The organism is Mucilaginibacter sp. P4_E8 (assembly GCF_056401495.1).
Genome location: NZ_JBFUJG010000111.1, coordinates 1 through 17,214 on the forward strand (window position 1 = coordinate 1; position 17,214 = coordinate 17,214).

The 17,214-nt window shown below is 40.6% G+C and carries 13 protein-coding genes; 6 read left to right on the top strand and 7 right to left on the bottom strand.

From position 1 onward, the window contains the following. Positions 1-180 precede the first annotated feature (180 nt). Positions 181-630 (bottom strand): response regulator, encoded by a 450-nt coding sequence (locus tag AC1DRQ_RS24245; protein ID WP_429399382.1) that lies wholly within the window; start codon positions 628-630, stop codon positions 181-183. 117 nt (positions 631-747) lie between these two features. On the opposite strand from AC1DRQ_RS24245, the gene AC1DRQ_RS24250 reads away from it, so the two are divergent. Next, positions 748-2,880: a sensor histidine kinase gene (locus AC1DRQ_RS24250; RefSeq protein WP_477427637.1), complete on the top strand. Its 2,133-nt coding sequence runs from the start codon at positions 748-750 to the stop codon at positions 2,878-2,880. Positions 2,881-2,902: 22 nt separating this feature from the next. Here AC1DRQ_RS24250 and AC1DRQ_RS24255 read toward each other — a convergent pair whose 3' ends face one another. The 3 genes from AC1DRQ_RS24255 to AC1DRQ_RS24265 form a co-directional block, all read right to left on the bottom strand. Further along, positions 2,903-3,607: an NUDIX hydrolase gene (locus AC1DRQ_RS24255; RefSeq protein ID WP_429399380.1), complete on the bottom strand. Its 705-nt coding sequence runs from the start codon at positions 3,605-3,607 to the stop codon at positions 2,903-2,905. A gap of 124 nt (positions 3,608-3,731) precedes the next feature. Then, on the bottom strand, positions 3,732-5,495 hold the full coding sequence (locus tag AC1DRQ_RS24260) for an ABC transporter ATP-binding protein (RefSeq protein WP_477427640.1): 1,764 nt from the start codon (positions 5,493-5,495) through the stop codon (positions 3,732-3,734). Positions 5,496-5,509: 14 nt separating this feature from the next. Beyond that, complete coding sequence (locus AC1DRQ_RS24265; protein ID WP_477427642.1) at positions 5,510-7,264, bottom strand: ABC transporter ATP-binding protein; 1,755 nt, start codon at positions 7,262-7,264, stop codon at positions 5,510-5,512. Between the two features lie 181 nt (positions 7,265-7,445). On the opposite strand from AC1DRQ_RS24265, the gene AC1DRQ_RS24270 reads away from it, so the two are divergent. The 4 genes from AC1DRQ_RS24270 to AC1DRQ_RS24285 all read left to right on the top strand — a co-directional run bounded on the left by AC1DRQ_RS24270 (position 7,446) and on the right by AC1DRQ_RS24285 (position 12,174). Continuing rightward, complete coding sequence (locus AC1DRQ_RS24270; RefSeq protein ID WP_429399377.1) at positions 7,446-8,045, top strand: GNAT family N-acetyltransferase; 600 nt, start codon at positions 7,446-7,448, stop codon at positions 8,043-8,045. A gap of 185 nt (positions 8,046-8,230) precedes the next feature. Beyond that, positions 8,231-8,920: an ABC transporter ATP-binding protein gene (locus AC1DRQ_RS24275; protein WP_429399376.1), complete on the top strand. Its 690-nt coding sequence runs from the start codon at positions 8,231-8,233 to the stop codon at positions 8,918-8,920. 6 nt (positions 8,921-8,926) lie between these two features. After that, positions 8,927-11,485 (top strand): ABC transporter permease, encoded by a 2,559-nt coding sequence (locus AC1DRQ_RS24280; RefSeq protein WP_477427645.1) that lies wholly within the window; start codon positions 8,927-8,929, stop codon positions 11,483-11,485. A gap of 5 nt (positions 11,486-11,490) precedes the next feature. Further along, positions 11,491-12,174, top strand: a complete 684-nt coding sequence (locus tag AC1DRQ_RS24285) for an arylesterase (protein ID WP_477427647.1) — start codon at positions 11,491-11,493, stop codon at positions 12,172-12,174. 34 nt (positions 12,175-12,208) lie between these two features. Here AC1DRQ_RS24285 and AC1DRQ_RS24290 read toward each other — a convergent pair whose 3' ends face one another. The 3 genes from AC1DRQ_RS24290 to AC1DRQ_RS24300 form a co-directional block, all read right to left on the bottom strand. Continuing rightward, a complete protein-coding gene (locus AC1DRQ_RS24290; RefSeq protein WP_477427649.1) occupies positions 12,209-13,492 on the bottom strand; it encodes a serine hydrolase domain-containing protein in 1,284 nt (427 codons plus the stop codon). A 4-nt stretch (positions 13,493-13,496) separates the two neighbouring features. Beyond that, the gene (locus AC1DRQ_RS24295; protein ID WP_477427651.1) at positions 13,497-14,510 is read right to left on the bottom strand and encodes a LacI family DNA-binding transcriptional regulator; all 1,014 of its coding nucleotides are present in this window, start codon (positions 14,508-14,510) and stop codon (positions 13,497-13,499) included. Positions 14,511-14,745: 235 nt separating this feature from the next. Beyond that, a complete protein-coding gene (locus AC1DRQ_RS24300) occupies positions 14,746-15,504 on the bottom strand; it encodes a hypothetical protein (protein ID WP_477427652.1) in 759 nt (252 codons plus the stop codon). A 284-nt stretch (positions 15,505-15,788) separates the two neighbouring features. Here AC1DRQ_RS24300 and AC1DRQ_RS24305 point away from each other — a divergent pair, with 284 nt between their 5' ends. Beyond that, positions 15,789-17,099: a PQQ-dependent sugar dehydrogenase gene (locus AC1DRQ_RS24305; RefSeq protein ID WP_477427654.1), complete on the top strand. Its 1,311-nt coding sequence runs from the start codon at positions 15,789-15,791 to the stop codon at positions 17,097-17,099. Positions 17,100-17,214: the final 115 nt, after the last annotated feature.

The window sequence follows — 17,214 nt, forward strand, 5'->3', positions numbered from 1 at the left end:
GTGGTGCATATGCACAAAAATTACAGCATAAGATTAAGACTACAATTATAGCCCGTAAAGATTTCACACTACTAAAAAATGTTTTAATTGGATTTGCTTATAAGTGCACTAATATAATAATAAAGAGTACTTGTTAAATGTACACAAAGCATTAAGTGTTAGCCGCATAAGCATTAAAAATTACCTGAACGCCTTAGCCAGTGTTTCCAGTTCCATATTGGCTATTTTTAATTTATACATGAGCTCTTTATTTTCTTTTCGCAGATCATAAATTTCAATGGCATTTTGAATATGGATTTTAAGCTCATCGTTTTGCCAGGGCTTTACAAGGTATCTATAAACCTGTCCACGGTTAATAGCGTCAATAACCGCATTGATGTCAGAAAAACCGGTTAATAATATCCTGATGGTATCAGGATATGTGTGCAAAATTGATTCTAAAAACTCAATGCCAGTGGTTACCGGCATACGCTGATCGGTAATAATGACACCTATTTCATTAACATCTAAAATTTTACGACCCTCAACAGCCGAAGAAGCAGTATATATATTAAAATCACGCCTGAAAGCTGCTTTAAAACTGTTTAGGTTATTTATCTCATCATCAACATACAACACTCCTACTGGCATAGCAAATCTCTTTAGTAAACGGATTATAATATAGTTTCAAAAGTAAATTTATACAAAGTTTAATTTACTGCGCATTTTTATTATAATTATTGTGCTCTATAAGCGTAACAATTTACTGTGAAAAAAATATTATTAATCTCCTGTTTAGTATTACTAAGCATTATAGCCTTTGCGCGTAAAACAGATACACTTATCGTTAATGATAACCAATCATACCTGTTAACCAACAGATATTTTCTTGAACTGGAAGACCCCACTGGAACCTTAACCATAAACCAGGTTTTTAACAACAGTAAATTTCATCATATTAAAGAACAATTCAGTGTTTTAAAATACTCAAAATCAACAACATGGTTGAAATTTAATATAAAAAACAACAGCAAAGAGCCGTTTGTAACCATTAACGCCGGCGCCAGTATTATCAATGAATTTGATTTATATTATAGCAATAATACGGCCTCAAACATCCGTCATCAAAGTTTGGATTATACGCATAATCATCCTATTACTCAGAATATCGTCTTTATAAATTGCCCTGTTTTGCCCGGCTCATCAGGTACCGTGTATTTACGCATCAAAAGCAATGCATCAACAGTTATACCTATAAAAGTTTACAGTGCCTCTGCGTTTATGCAAAGCCGCAGCATAGAGAATATTACCATAGGTGTTATAGCGGGTGTATTCATGGTGATGGCCATGTATAATTTGCTAATCTTTTTTATTGTTCGTGACCGGAGTTACCTATACTATGTATGCTATATTATATTTTTCGGATTATCGCAAATACTTAAACGCGGCTATGGCAGCAATTTATTTACAACCGATATAACCATATTAAACAATTATGTGATCCCGGTGATACGAGTATTGTTTGGGTTCTCTATTTTACTTTTTATAAGTGAGTTTTTGCAGCTTAAACAAAATTTAAAACAATGGTATAAGTACTATTTATTACTATATGTACTATACGCTATATTGTTGATTGCAATTTTATGCGGCAAGGTGGTTACTGCTTATAATTTAATTACCATTAGCATAACCGTTACCTCCATAAGCCTGCTTATTATAGGGGCATACCTATACTTTAATGGTTTTAAACCGGCCAAATTTTTTATGCTGGGCTGGGGATTGTTTTTAACAAGCATACTAATCTCTATAGCAAGTAATAAAGGGTTTATACCCTATACTAATTTAACAGCCGACATTGTAGTTTATTGTTCAGTATTGGAGCTGATATTATTTTCGGCGGCACTGGCCGAAAAAATAAACTTTTACAGGCAGCAAAAAAACGAATCACAAAGTTTTGCACTTCATATTGCTAAAGAAAATGCGCGTTTAATAACCCAGCAAAATATTTTGCTGGAGAATAAGGTTAAGGAACGAACGAACGAATTAATTACTACCAACGAAAACCTGTCGGTATCTATCGATCACCTGATGGCGACCCAAAAACAACTGGTCGACAATGAAAAAATGGCATCTCTGGGACAGCTCACAGCTGGTGTGGCGCATGAAATTAATAACCCCATTAACTTTGTAAGTTCAAACATTGCTCCTTTGCGGCTCGATTTTAATGAGCTTTTCCTGTTGCTTAATAAATACGAAGAAGTACTAAACAATCCAACGCCTGCACGGCTAAAAGAGCTTAGTAATTTTAAACAAGAAATAAACCTTGATTTTCTTAAAGAAGAAATCTCCCTTTTATTAAATGGTATTGAGGATGGTGCAAGCCGCACAACCGAAATCGTAAACAGCCTGCGTACTTTTAGCAGTACCGATGAAATGGTATTAAAAACCGAGGATATTAATAAATCAATATTGAACAACCTGCTTATTTTAAGAAGCACTATCCCCTATTATATTGAAATTAAACCTATTTTTGACAAGCTTGAACCTTTAAGTTGCTATCCTGGTAAAATCAATCAGTTAATTATCAATCTCATTAGCAACAGCATATATGCCATTAAGGCTAAAGAACAACACAGCGAAGAAAGTGTAATGATCATAACCAAAGATCACGCTAATCATATTTCTATTGAAATTACAGACACCGGCATAGGCATGGGCGATGAAACCCGGCAGCGCATATTTGAACCATTTTTTACTACAAAAGGTATTGGCGAAGGCACCGGTTTAGGCCTTTCCATAGTGTTTGGTATAATTGAGAAACACCGGGGCAATATTGAAGTGATATCCTCGCCAGGTAATGGCGCTACTTTTATGGTATCGCTCCCTAAAAATTTAGCCTGATGCTTTGCGGTAAAAATGTTGTCTAAAAAAACTTTTCGGGGTTGGGCACCAGGTTCAGGAACGATTCAAAATTCTCAGCGTAATGTGACTGATCAAGCTTGTAGTAGAAAGCGCCTTTTTTTGACGATAACTTATCCTTTTCGGGCAGTTTTACCAGCAGGCCGGTTGATAACAGTTTCCGGCTGAAATTACGATCATCAAACTTGGTTTGATAAACACCTTCATAAAGCGCCTGCAGCTGCGGGATGGTAAACTTTTCGGGCAGTAACTGGAACAGTATGGGGTGCAGGGCGGCTTTATAACGTAACTGTTTTTTGGCCAGTCTTACCATTTCGGCGTGGTCAAATATCAACTCGGGCATTTCATCAAGCAAAAACCATTCAGGATGATATTCATCACTCAATTGTTTTTCATATTGATGGATATCGATCAGCGCGAAATAAGCGATGGACAGCGTTCTTTCAACAGGATCGCGATCAGGACGGCCAAATACCTGGAATTGCTCCATATAAACATTCTTAAGCCCGGTACGTAACTCCAGCACGCGATTGGCAGCATCCTCAGGCGATTCGGACGGTTGGATAAACCCGCCCATCAAACTCCACTTGTTTTTCTCGGGCTCAAGGCCACGCTGTACTAACAATAGTTTTATGTTCCAGCCATCAAATCCAAAAATGATACAATCGGTTGCTACTAAGATGCGTTTCTGGCCGCTATACTTCTGCATAATTTGGTTAGTTTATTTACAAGTGTAAAAATAATTATGCAATTATTTAGTGTTGATCAGACAACTATTTAACAAAAGTTTAGTGTTTTGTAAAGATTGTATCTACTTGGATCAACTTATGCCTTTAACTAACCCGTTTGCCTTGCAGTAACATATCCATAGCATCGTTTAATGAACCGGCACGGCTTACCTCACCTGAGTTTACAAAAAATATTTCGTCGGCATTTTCAATAGTATTTAAGCGGTGGGCTATGATAACCCGTGTTGTGGTATCAGGTAGCTTATTTAAAATATCACTCAGTAATTGCTCCGTAATGGTGTCAATGTTGGCAGTAGCCTCATCAAGTATTAATATTTGTGGATTACGCAGTACTGCCCGCATAAACGCTATAAGTTGCTTTTGTCCCAGGCTTATACTATCGCCGCCCGAAAGTACACTGGTTTCCAGTCCACTTTCAAAAATGGCCAGCAAACTGCCTAAATTGGCATCTACAATTACTTTCTCCAACTGCTCATTGGTGTGGTCTTTATACAGATCATTACCGTATAAAATATTCTCTTTAACGGTTCCGGTAAATAAAAATGGCTCCTGTAAAATAAAGCCGATCTTTTGACTACGCTCTTCGGGGCTGTAGCTCCTGATATCTTTACCATCAAGCAATACCAAACCCTTTGATGGGTCATACAACCTTGCAATTAATGAGGCTGTAGTGGTTTTACCGCCTCCGGTTGGGCCAACCAGTGCATACGTTTTACCGTGCTCCAGTTTAAAACAGATGTTATGCAATATTTCCCTGTCTTCGTCATAACTAAAATGCACATTCCTGAATTCAAGTAGTGTGGTTGTATGTTCGGCTATGCCTCCTTCTATTACTGGCAGATCTGTTTCGAGTGACAATATCTGCGATATCCTGTCCCAACCAGCCATAGCCAATTGAAAGTTGGTCCATAGTGCAGCCAATTGCCTTAAAGGATTATAAAAATAGGTAGAATATGATAAGTAACTAACCAGCAAACCAATAGAGAATTGCCCTGTGGTAATTAAATAAATACCAAAGGCCAGCACTATCAGTTGCGCTATGCTTGCAAACAGACCGTAAACCGGCACAAAAATATTATTGGCCAAACCCGCGCCAATAGCTGTTTTATAATTTTGACGATTGGCTATATCAAAGCGTTTCCTGAAATAATCGCGGCGGTTAAAGGCAATGATCACTTTAAAATTATGCAGGCTTTCCTGTATCTCGGCGCTCATCCCTCCCGTGCTTTTCAGATTCAGGGCGTTTTTTCTTTTTATCCAGGGCGATAAAACAAGCGTAAGCACAAGGATAAGCACAGCCGGCGACAGTGTAGCGGCACCCAATTTGATGTTAATGAGAATTAAAAATATGCCCGCCCCAACCATGGTAGATATATTACCTATGAACTGCATCAGTGATTGCGAAAAAAACTGGTTTAGTTTGTCCGTGTCGTTGTTTACCCTTGATATCAGGTCGCCGGCTTTGTTCTGGTTAAAAAACCCAACAGGCAACTGCTGTAATTTATTAAATATAGAGTTACGCAAAGTAAACAACATACGCTGCCCCACACCACCCATTAAAGTGGTTTGTTTAAAGCTTGTAAAAAGGGTGATCAGGTACATACAAAGCAATAATATAGCGTTGTGGATCACCCCGCTATAATCCTTGTGTTGAACATATTTATCAATGGTGTGCCCAATAATGAGCGGGCCCAATAAGTTCAGGGTAGAGTTGATCAATATCGCAATTAAAGCAAGTATAAGGGTCCGCTTTTCGTGCGCTATTAATTGTAGCAGCTTTCTAAGCCCGGCAAGTGTTGAAGTTTTTTGCTGCGTCTTACTAAGCTTATTCAGATCGTAATTCATCATTGATGAGTATTTTTTTAATGAGCAATGCCCTGTTCGTAATTACTGGTGCTTTGCTGCGAGTTAAATATCTGTACATAATCGGTGCTGGTATGCATCAGATCATCATGAATACCGCGGGCCACAATTTCGCCTTGCATCAGCAGTATGATCTGGTCGTAATGCTCAACCGAGGCTATTTTTTGCGTAACAGATATCAGGGTTAACCCCGGATAATTTTTTTGAATATTGCCCAGTATCTTTTTCTCGGTATTGGTATCAACCCTGGCGGTAAAATCATCCAGCAATAAAACCTTAGGGTTAACAGCCAATGCACGGGCCAGCATGATGCGTTGCTTTTGCCCGCCTGAAAGGCTCGATCCGCGTTCGGATACGATAGTGTTTAAATGATCAGGTAAACTGCTGATAAAATCCCGCAGTTCTGCCGTATCAATGGCTTTTTCTAATGATTCATCGGTAACTGTATCACTAAAGGCAATATTTTCACGAATGCTCATATTAAAAATAATGCTGTCCTGAAAAACAAACCCTACCTGGCTATGGAACGATTCGCTGTTATAATCGCCAATATGGCGGCCATCATAAAGTACCGATCCCGAGGTAGGATTAATTAAATTGGTCAATAAATAAAGCAACTGCGTTTTACCAGCTGCTGTTGGACCAATAACTGCAATTTTTGAACCTGCTGATACCGCTAAGGATATGTTTTTAAGCGCTGGTTTTTGGCCGTAAATAACCGACACATCACTCAATTCAATATCGCCGCGCAGGGTTTCCTTTAATTCGCCCGCTGCGGTAATATCGGGTGCATCTAAAACAGTGCTGATACGGGTAAATGATGCAGAGGCTTGCGCTATCAGGTTGCTCATAAATCCCAATATAAATATCGGGAATATGAGTAATGACAAGTAGCTGTTAAATGCTGCAAAATTACCCAGGCTCATACTGCCGCTAATTACAAAATGCCCGCCCATTACTAAAATAGTTAAAGCGGCTATATTGGCGGTAAACGTTACAATGGGAATTAGCCCAGCAAAAAAGCCTAATATTCTAAGGCCATAATCTTTAGCCTGGGTATTGGCTTGTAAAAACTTATGATACTCCAGTTGCTGCGAATTAATGACACGGATAAGCGCTGCGCCCAGGATACTCTCGTTAATTACTTTGTTTAACTGATCAATAACCCCGCGGCTTTTTATAAACAAGGCGCGTACCTTTTTTAAAACATAAAAGAATGTGCCACCAATAATAGGGATAATGGCAACCACCGCCAGGGCCAGCCGCCAGTTAATAGTAAACAATAATATACTGGCCCCAATGATAATAAACAGAGATGACACAATGGATACCAGCGCCTGTGATACAAACAGCTTGATGGAATCAACATCGGCTGTGAGGTTGGTTAATAGCTTTGATGGGTTAGCCTGCTCAATGAAAGCATAGCTTTGTCTTGATATTTTATCTGAGAGCTTTGATCGCAGATCGCGCGCCACACGTTCAGATGCATACGTTTGAATAATAGTTTGCAGGTAGCTGAAAATAAAAACAAGCAACACCACCAACGAAAACTTTTTAATGATATCGTTAAACACAAAGTGTTGTTTGGCGTAATCATCAATACCATTGGCAATTATCTTGGGCAGCCACAAGTTCATGCTATTACTTATCAAGGCAAATAATAATAGTAAGGTAACCAGGCCCATATAAGGTTTTAGCAGGCTAAAAATACCGGGTGGCTTTTTATTTATTTTTTTGGGATCGTCTGTTTGCATGTTTTATTTAGATAAACACCCGTTGCAGATGTTTCAACAAATTATGAAATATATTAATGTAAGGGCTATTGGCTTAGTAAATGTAATAAATTGTATTAAAAGCTATTGTCAAAAATACACCATTATAAATGATGACGATTGAGAAAGTAAAACATTTTGTAGTTTTAAAAAAATTACCAAAATGACTTCAATATTCAATCCCGAAGCTAATTATATTTTAGAGGATGACCAGGTACTGTTAAGACCGTTAAAAGCTGATGATTTTGAAAACTTATTACCTTTTGCCCTTAATGAACCTGATACATGGGGGTTTTCTTTAACAAGTGCCAAAGGTCACGATGGCATGCGCAATTACATCGATGCTGCATTAAAAGCAAGAGAATCTGGCAAGGAATATCCTTTTATTGTTTATGATAAAAAGACCGGGCAATATGCGGGCTGCACCCGTTTTTACGATATACAACCACAATATGAAAGCCTACAGCTTGGTTATACCTGGTATGGCGAAAAATTTAGGGGAACAGGCTTAAACAAGCATTGTAAGTTTTTACTGCTGCAATTCGCTTTTGAAACGCTAAACATGAAACGGGTTGAATTTAGGGCCGATGCCCGGAACGAACGCAGCATAGCCGCCATGAAGAGTCTCGGCTGCAAAGTAGAGGGCATTTTAAGGAGCCATGCGCCTATTGAAGATGGCACCCGCCGCGACTCCATCATATTAAGCATTTTGCAGCCTGAATGGGAGCAGGAAGTTAGGGAACGTCTGAAGGCTAAGCTGTAAGTGTGTAATAGCATCCCCGGATTACAAACATTATAAGGTTGGCAATCATAATCACACGGCAATGTCATTAAATTAAAATACATTCATGGTTTCTGCTGTAAATGGCATAATACTTGGATATTTATGCAAGCCCGCACGGTAACAAACCGGGTGTTAATGCATCTATACCGTAAAACTTATATCGTTTGGAAACTATACTGAATATTTCAGATCTGAGTAAAACTTATCATAGTGCCGGCCGTATGCTTACGGTACTTAACAATATTAACTTCGCCATTGCTGCCGGCTCAACCAATGCTATTGTGGGGCCATCGGGCAGCGGTAAAACAACCTTGCTGGGGCTGTGTGCCGGGCTTGACCGTTCCAGTTCGGGTTCGGTTGAATTAAACAGCATCAACCTGAGTAATTTAACCGAGGATCAGCGCGCGCAGGTACGTAACCAGTATGTAGGTTTTATATTTCAAAATTTTCAGCTCCTGCCTACCCTAACCGCGTTGGAGAACGTAATGGTTCCGCTGGAGCTACGTAACGAAAAAAACATCAGATCAAGGGCGCTTGACCTGCTTGATAAAGTTGGTCTGGCCGACCGCGGGCACCACTACCCTTCCCAGCTATCAGGCGGCGAGCAGCAACGGGTATCGCTGGCACGCGCTTTTTCGAACGCCCCCAAAATATTATTTGCCGATGAGCCTACCGGTAACCTTGATGCTGAAACAAGCGAAAAGGTAGTAAAGCTGATCTTCGACCTTAATAAAGAAGCAGGCACTACACTGGTTATGGTAACGCATGATCTGGAGCTGGCCGCAAAAACCCAGCGCATCATCAGGATAAGGGGCGGCAAGCTGGTATCAGACGAAAAAACAATTAACGGATAGGCTGCTATGGAAACCGGTTCTGTTAATTATAAACGAAAAATGAATGTACGCTGGCTGTTTAACATGGGCTGGCGCGACAGCCGCAAAAACCGCTCAAGATTGTTCCTGTTCATATCGGCCATTGTATTTGGGATAGCTGCTTTGGTAGCCATTTATGCCTTCAAATACAATGTACAAAACGATATTAACGGCCAGGCTGCCACCCTGATTGGTGCTGATCTTTCCATATCGGGTAACAGACCGGCTGATGCTTCCTTAAAACGGATGCTTGATTCGCTGGGCGATAAAAGATCGCAGGAGCGCAGTTTTGCATCCATGGCCTATTTTCCAAAAAGCAAAGGCACAAGGCTTGTGCAGGTACGCGCATTGCAGGGCGATTTCCCCTACTATGGCACCATTGAAACCACTCCTGTACAGGCCGGTACATCCTTTAAAAAAGGCCAGATGGCTTTGGTTGATAAAACCCTGATGCTCCAATTTAACGCCCATGTAGGCGATTCTATTAAAATTGGCAATAGTCTGTTTTTAATTACTGGCATTTTAAACCGGGCGCCTGGCCAAAGCGGTGTTGTTGCCGGTATTGCGCCGGTGGTTTATATCCCCATGCAATACCTGGAACAAACCGGTTTGTTAAAAATTGGCAGCCGTATTAACTACAACTTTTACTATAAGTTCACCAAACCTGTAAATATAAACAGGCTCACCAAAAAGCTTGACCCTATGCTTGATAAAGCAGGTATGAGGTACGAAACCATTGAAAGCCGCAAGGAAAATACCGGCCGTAACTTTGGCGATCTGAGCCGGTTTTTATCGTTGGTTGGCTTTGTTGCTTTGCTGCTGGGTTGTGTGGGTGTAGCCAGTGCGGTCCACATTTATGTGCGCGAAAAAATTGCGTCCATAGCTATTATGCGCTGTTTGGGAGTTAAAGCCTCCGAAGCATTTTTGATATACCTGATCCAGATCGTGGGCATCGGGCTCATAGGTTCTGTTACCGGGGCAGCTTTGGGCACAGCCATACAGCATTTACTGCCTTTGATCTTTAAAGATTTTTTGCCGTTCACCATATCCGTACAAATATCATGGATGGCCATTGGGCAGGGTATTTTACTGGGAGTTATTATATCCATACTTTTCGCATTGTTACCGCTTATATCTGTCCGTAATATATCGCCCTTAAATACCCTGCGCATATCATTTGATGATGCGGGCTTCTCACGTGATCCTTTGCGCTGGCTGGTTTACGTACTGATCATACTGTTTATTGTAGGTTTTACCTTTTTACAGCTGGATAGCTGGATAGGCAGCCTTTTCTTTACGCTGGGAATATTGATAGCCTTTATGATATTGGCTGCCGTAGCATGGCTTTTAATGCGGGTAATGAAACTGTTTATTAATGGTTCGTGGAATTATTTATGGCGACAGGGCTTTGCTAATTTATACAGACCCAATAACCAAACCCTTATCCTGATGGTGTCCATAGGGTTAAGCACCATGTTTATATGCATCCTGTTTTTTATCCAGAGCATTTTGATAGGTCAGGTTCAATTATCATCCAGCGGCAATCAATCCAACATGATATTGTTTGATATACAAAACAGTCAAAAAGACGCGGTTGCCAGCCTAACCCGCAAACAGGGATTACCGGTATTACAGCAAGTGCCTATTGTAACGCTGAGGATTGAACAGGTAAGGGGCAAAACGGCGGCTGATCTGCAAAAAGATACAACCATAAAAATTTCTCATGGCGTGTTTGCTTATGAATACCGGGTAACTTTCCGTGATTCACTTTCAGAATCAGAGAAAATAACAGACGGCTCCTGGATAGGTAAAGCCGAACCAGGCAAGGATATACCGGTATCGGTTGAAGAAAACCTGGCCAGACGGGCCGACCTTAAAATTGGCGATAAAATAGTTTTTAACGTACAGGGCGTACAAATGCCGGCTTACGTAAGCAGCGTACGTAAAGTGAACTGGGGCAAAGTGCAAACCAATTTCCAGGTGGTTTTTCCTACCGGTGTGCTGGAGGATGCCCCGCAGTTTCAGGTATTGCTTACCCATGTACCATCAAACAAGATATCAGCTACTTTTCAGCGGGCCGTTGTACGAAGCTTTCCTAACGTATCTATTATTGATCTGGGCCTTATTTTAAGTGTGCTGGATGAATTGCTGGGCAAAATAAGTTACGTGATCCGTTTCATGAGCGCGTTCAGCATTATAACCGGTGTTGTGGTATTAATAGCCTCGGTACGCATCAGCAAATACCAGCGCATACAAGAGAGTGTTTTGCTGCGTACTTTAGGTGCAAGCCGTAAACAAATTTTCACCATTACTGCTTTGGAATACCTGTTTTTAGGAAGTTTATCGGCCCTAACCGGTATACTGATAGCTTTTGGGGGCAGCTGGCTATTAGCTAAATACAGCTTTGAAATACCCTATACGGTGAGTTATTTGCCAGCGGTGATATTATTTTTCATTATATCCATACTAACCGTTATCATTGGCTTGTTAAATAGCAGGGGCGTTTTAAATAAACCGCCGCTTGAAATATTAAGGACCAACGCTTAATTGTTATGCACAAACTCAAGTTAACATTCATACTGTTTGCGGTTACGGCCCTGGTAGCCTGCGGCGAAAAAAAGAAGCCTGCGGGGGATGAAGCTTCGCAAAATACCTCTGCTGAGGCCAAAGCAGATTCGTCATCATCAAAAACCGTTTTATTTTTTGGAGATAGCCTGACTGCCGGGTACGGCCTGGATGACCCATCGGACGCATTTCCTGGGGTGATCAAGAATAAGATTGACTCACTGAAATTGCCTTACCGGGTGGTTAATGCAGGTTTAAGCGGCGAAACAACAGCCGGTGGCAACGGCCGTATCGCCTGGCTCCTGAAACAAAAGATAGATGTTTTTATATTGGAACTGGGCGCCAACGATGGCCTGCGCGGCATCCCCGTAAACGAAACCAGTAAAAACCTGCAAAGCATTATTGATAAAGTAAAAGCTAAATACCCACATGTAAAAATTGTGCTGCTGGGTATGCAGGTACCACCAAATATGGGTGCCGACTATTCCAATAAATTCAAATCTGTATTTCCAACGCTTGCTGCTAAAAACAACACATCTCTGGTGCCTTTCCTTTTACAGGGTGTTGGCGGTGTACCTGATTTAAACCAGGGCGATGGTATTCATCCTACCGCAAAGGGAGCCAAAGTTGTGGCCGAAAATGTATGGGTGGTTTTAAAGGATCTATTATAACTTGCAGATCTCATTTTATTAGGTACCACTTGTTTTAATCTGTTAAAGCCTGGTAAACCAATGCCCTGAATTTATCTTGTATGGCATTATGAGGTAAGGGCCAGTTCTGTATAAAAAGCAAACAAACCAGGTGCTCTTTAGGATCTACCCAGTAAAGTGTTCCGTAAAAACCTCCCCAGTCAAATGAACCCTCGCTCATGCCCAATTTAGCCGAACTGTTTTTTGTGACGATGCCAAAACCCAATCCAAATTTATCCTTATCGGGGTTAATATACAGATCACCGATCTGGTTTTCGGTCATCAGCTCCACGGTATGCCGGGCCAGCAAACGCTGTCCATTGTAAACTCCCCCATTCAGCATCATTTGTAAAAAAATGGCGTAATCTTTTATAGTTGAACTCAAACCCGCGCCTCCCGAAAAATAAGTACCAGCCGCTTTAGGATAGTCCACATCTAATGGCGGGAAAGTTGCAGTGTTCCATTTGATCAGGTGTTGCTGTTTGTCAGGTGTATAAACAGTCACCAACCTGCCCTGCTTGGCTGTTGGTATATAAAAATAGGTATCCTTCATCCCCAGCGGATCAAAGATCCGCTCTTTAAAAAACTGGTCTAAACTTTTACCGGAAATCTTTTCAACCAGGTAACCCAATACATCAACATTTAAACCATAGGTCCATCGTTCGCCTGGTTGATGTAATAATGGCATTTTTCCTAACTTGTTCATTGCATCGGCCAGTAATATTTTCTGGCTTACAAAGCCCCCCGGTATACTTGCTTTGGCGTATATAGCATTCATTTTGGGTGAACCGATCTGCGCATACTCTATGCCCGAAGTATGGGTTAGYAGATCGCGGATAGTTATTTCTCTTTTGGCAGGTATGGTGGTATAGGTGGTGTCTTTTTCGTTATACTGATCTATTACCTTTGGATGCGCAAATGCCGGTATGTATTTGGAGATAGGATCATCAAGCAAAAACCTGCCTTCTTCAAAAAGCATCATGACTGCTACACTGGTAATTGCTTTAGTTTGCGAGGCTATGCGGAATATATTATCGTTATTCATCAGCTTTTTTTGCTCCACATCAGCAATACCAAATGATTTATTATAAACTATTTTCCCGTTGCGTGCTATCAAACCCACCGCCCCATTTATATATCCCGAATCAATGTTTTGCTCAATCAGGTTATCAATACGCTGTAACCTTTCAATAGAAAACTTTTCAGATACCGGGTTGCCGGTTTGCAAAACATTCCCTTGTGCTAAAACGCTAAAATTAAGGGCAACAAATAATAAAAAAAGCAAGCTTTTCTTCATCATAAAATTACCTGGTAGAATTTCTGATCCTTAAATCGGTTGGTAATGTAATATGTTGTTTAGCCTCAACTTCTACTGATGTGTTTAGCCTGTTTAATAATATGGTGATCACTTTATCGGCAATATCATCAATGGGTTGTGCTATGGCAGTTACGGGCGGGTTGCACAGTTCAAAAACCACATTATCATCAAAAGATATCAGGGCCAGTTCTTCAGGAACTTTTATTCCTAATTCTCTGATCACTTTAAGGCCGCAGGTTCCCAGGTAATTATTTCCAAACAGAATAGCATCAGTTTCCTTGTGCTCATTCAAAAAAGTCAAAATAGGCTCAGTTATCAGTTTTTCATCCTGGTAAAAGTCAACTTTTTTAATACTGGTTTTCAGTTTGCTTTCATTTATGGCTTTTTTATAACCCTCAAGCCGGTCAACCATTTGCGTTTGCTCCGAATTAAAGGTGATAAAAGCTATATCCTTATACCCTTTGTCAATAAGGTATCGGGTGGCATTATAGGTACTGAACAAATTATCAACCACCACATAATCGGTCTCCACCTTTGGCAAATACCTGTCAAACAACACTACCGGAAGGCCATCTTTTATCAGTGCGCTGATATCTTCTTCAATACCTTCGGGCGGAACAATGATATATCCGTCAACATGCCTGTCACGAAACATGGCTATCAGTTCCTGGGTTTTTTGTGTATCGTTATCAGTACTGCTGTATATTATTTTATAGCCGTTTTTATATGCACGGTCTTCAATTTGTCTTGCAATAGAGGCAAAAAAGTTATTTGATATGTCCTGTACCAATAAACCAATAATGTTTGATTTGCCGGTACGCAAGCTTTTGGCCAGCGAATTTGGTTTATAACCAACTTCTTTCACATATTTTAAAACACGCTCAACCAGTTCCTCACTTATTCTTTTTTCGCGTGCTCGTCCATTCAAAATAAACGAAACGGTTGTTTTAGATATGTTCAGGCTATTGGCTATATCAACAATAGATAATTTCTTCTTCAAATCTTTAATGTTATTTATCCAAATATATGATATAAATGATAACACAAAAGAGCCTTTATGGTATAAATAAGCTATATATTATAAATAATAAGCTAAATCAAGGTAACTATGTAGTGTTTGTTAAGGATACAGGAAACACTGGTAAATAATAACAAAAAAAATCGCCCATAACAGGCGACCTTTTCATTTATATATATAGGGAAAGAATAGTAATATAAAATTATCAGCTCATGGCTTAGTGGCGTACGCCAAAACCTGTGCGGTTTTCGGCAAAGCGCTGATTGTTATTGTCGTTGTGGTTACGTCCGCCATTGTTGCGATTGTCTGAGTGCTGACCGCCCCAGTTACCACGGTTGTTATTATCATTTTGGTTTGATCTGCCACCCCAGTTTCCGCGGTTGTTATTATCATTTTGGTTTGATCTGCMCCCCCAGTTACCCCGGTCGCGGTTATCGTTTTGATTTGATCTGCCGCCCCAGTTGCCCCGGTTTTGGTTACCTCTGTCCCAGCTACGGTTATCACGGTTCTGATAAGCGTATCCTCCATTAAATCTTCTGTCGAACCTATGACCCCAGTTACTGCGGTTGCCTGTGTAACCACCCCATCTTGACCTGTAAATATCATGGCGCAGGTAAGGGCGTGGTGCGCGTACTTCGTATCTTACGGCACTGCGCCAGTCGTAATTACGGTATGCGCCCGGCAAATAGGTTGCTGTTACCCAGCTATTACCATCATTATAATAATAGCAATGATTCGGAACGCTATAATAAGCTTCTACCTCGGGGAGGTAATAATAATCGTCATTATAATCAGCCTGTACATTTTCATCGTCATATACAGGGGCTTCTTCAACCACTACAGGGCGTGGTGCAGGAACATAAACACGGTGTACAGGAATGTTTACGCCTAAGTGTATGGATATTTGCGCATCGGCCTTATTTGTATAAAATAATCCGCCTGCTGCTATTGCTGATAATAAGATTAACTTCTTCATAATTGTTAAATTTTATACAGTTATGACGACGCAATACCACAATAGTTTAATCCATTTTAACAGCAATTGCTCAAACAGCTATAAAACGGAATTAAATTTCTAATTTTACTATGAATTAAAGAATTTAATTTCACTGGTATTCGATCTATCAGTTTACCTAAATGATATGTTTATCTTATTGATACTAACCTCTGGGGTTAAATAAATTTGTCATAGGAATGCTACAAACAGATTTCCTTATTCATTGTATATTTATTTAATTTGATAACCATTAATCAAATCCCATGAAAAATAGAAAATTACGTTCCGTGTTGCTACCTATTGTAGCAATAGCGGGCTTTATAGTATTTAATGCCTGCAAAAGCAATGAACCGGCCAATAACAATCAGGACACGGTGGCTACTACCACCCCCATAGCCGATGGCGGTGCCGGGTTAAAGCTGCCTGCTGGTTTTAATGCAGCCATTATTGCCGATAAACTTGGTGGAACACGCGAAATTGCCGTAACACCTCAAAACGATATTTATGTAAAACTAAACCGGACTAAAAACGGTAAAGGCATTTTATTTTTACACCAGGAAGGTGATAAAGCAACCGTAAAAACCGGCTTTGGCACTTATGACGGTACAGGGGTATTTGTAAAAAACGGTTACCTGTATGCATCGTCTGATGAGGAAGTTTTTCGTTATAAACTGAATGCACAAAATGAAGTGATCAGTCCTGATCAGCCCGAAAAAATTGTTACAGGCCTGTTAAGCCGCCGCCAGCACGAAGCAAAAGCCATTACGCTTGATAATGACGGCAACCTGTACGTTAATATTGGTGCTTACTCAAACTCATGCCAGGTTGAGGACCGCAAAAAAGGTTCGATGGGCAAAAAAGGCTGCCCTATTTTAGATTCGGCAGGCGGTATATGGCAGTTTAAGGCTGATAAGCTAAACCAGCATTATGGTGATGGGATACGTTATGCTACAGGCTTGCGTAATGTAGTAGGTTTGGACTGGAACCAGCAAAACAACCAGCTTTTTGTAATGCAGCACGGTCGCGATCAATTGCATGACCTGTTCCCTGATCTGTTTACCACCAAGCAATCGGCTATTTTACCTGCCGAATGTATGTATGCCATTAAAAAAGGCGATAACGCCGGATGGCCCTATATGTATTACGATCAGGAACAACACAAGAAAATATTAATGCCTGAGTATGGCGGCGATGGTAAAAAAGAAGGCGGACAGGACGCTATTGACCCTGCTGCTGCTTACCCGGGCCACCTTGCCCCTAACGGTTTATTATTTTATACTGGCAGCCAGTTCCCTGAAAAATACAAGAATGGGGCTTTTATAGCTTTTCATGGCTCATGGAACCGCGCACCTGAACCACAGGCTGGTTACTTTGTGGTATTTCAGCCTTTTCAGAATGGGAAACCATCTGGCCAATGGGAAGTTTTTGCTGATGGCTTTGCTGGTACTCCTGCACAAACTGCATCTGGCCGTGCAGAACACCGCCCTTGTGGACTGGCCCAAGGCCCAGACGGTTCATTGTATGTAACCGATGATAGCCAGGGAACTATTTACAAAATAACTTATAAAAAATAAAAAATAAAGGCTAAAGGCTAAAGGCTAAAGGCTAAAGGCTAAAGGCTAAAGGCTAAAGGCTAAAGGCTAAAGGCTAAAGGCTAAAGGCTAAAGGCTAAAGGCTAAAGGCTAAAGG

Bases quoted from the DNA above. Each gene is read 5' to 3' on its own strand.
- AC1DRQ_RS24245 (WP_429399382.1), bottom strand. From the start codon at position 630: ATGCCAGTAGGAGTGTTGTATGTTGATGATGAGATAAATAACCTAAAC.
- AC1DRQ_RS24255 (WP_429399380.1), bottom strand. From the start codon at position 3,607: ATGCAGAAGTATAGCGGCCAGAAACGCATCTTAGTAGCAACCGATTGT.
- AC1DRQ_RS24260 (WP_477427640.1), bottom strand. From the start codon at position 5,495: ATGATGAATTACGATCTGAATAAGCTTAGTAAGACGCAGCAAAAAACT.
- AC1DRQ_RS24265 (WP_477427642.1), bottom strand. From the start codon at position 7,264: ATGCAAACAGACGATCCCAAAAAAATAAATAAAAAGCCACCCGGTATT.
- AC1DRQ_RS24270 (WP_429399377.1), top strand. From the start codon at position 7,446: ATGACTTCAATATTCAATCCCGAAGCTAATTATATTTTAGAGGATGAC.
- AC1DRQ_RS24280 (WP_477427645.1), top strand. From the start codon at position 8,927: ATGGAAACCGGTTCTGTTAATTATAAACGAAAAATGAATGTACGCTGG.
- AC1DRQ_RS24285 (WP_477427647.1), top strand. From the start codon at position 11,491: ATGCACAAACTCAAGTTAACATTCATACTGTTTGCGGTTACGGCCCTG.
- AC1DRQ_RS24305 (WP_477427654.1), top strand. From the start codon at position 15,789: ATGAAAAATAGAAAATTACGTTCCGTGTTGCTACCTATTGTAGCAATA.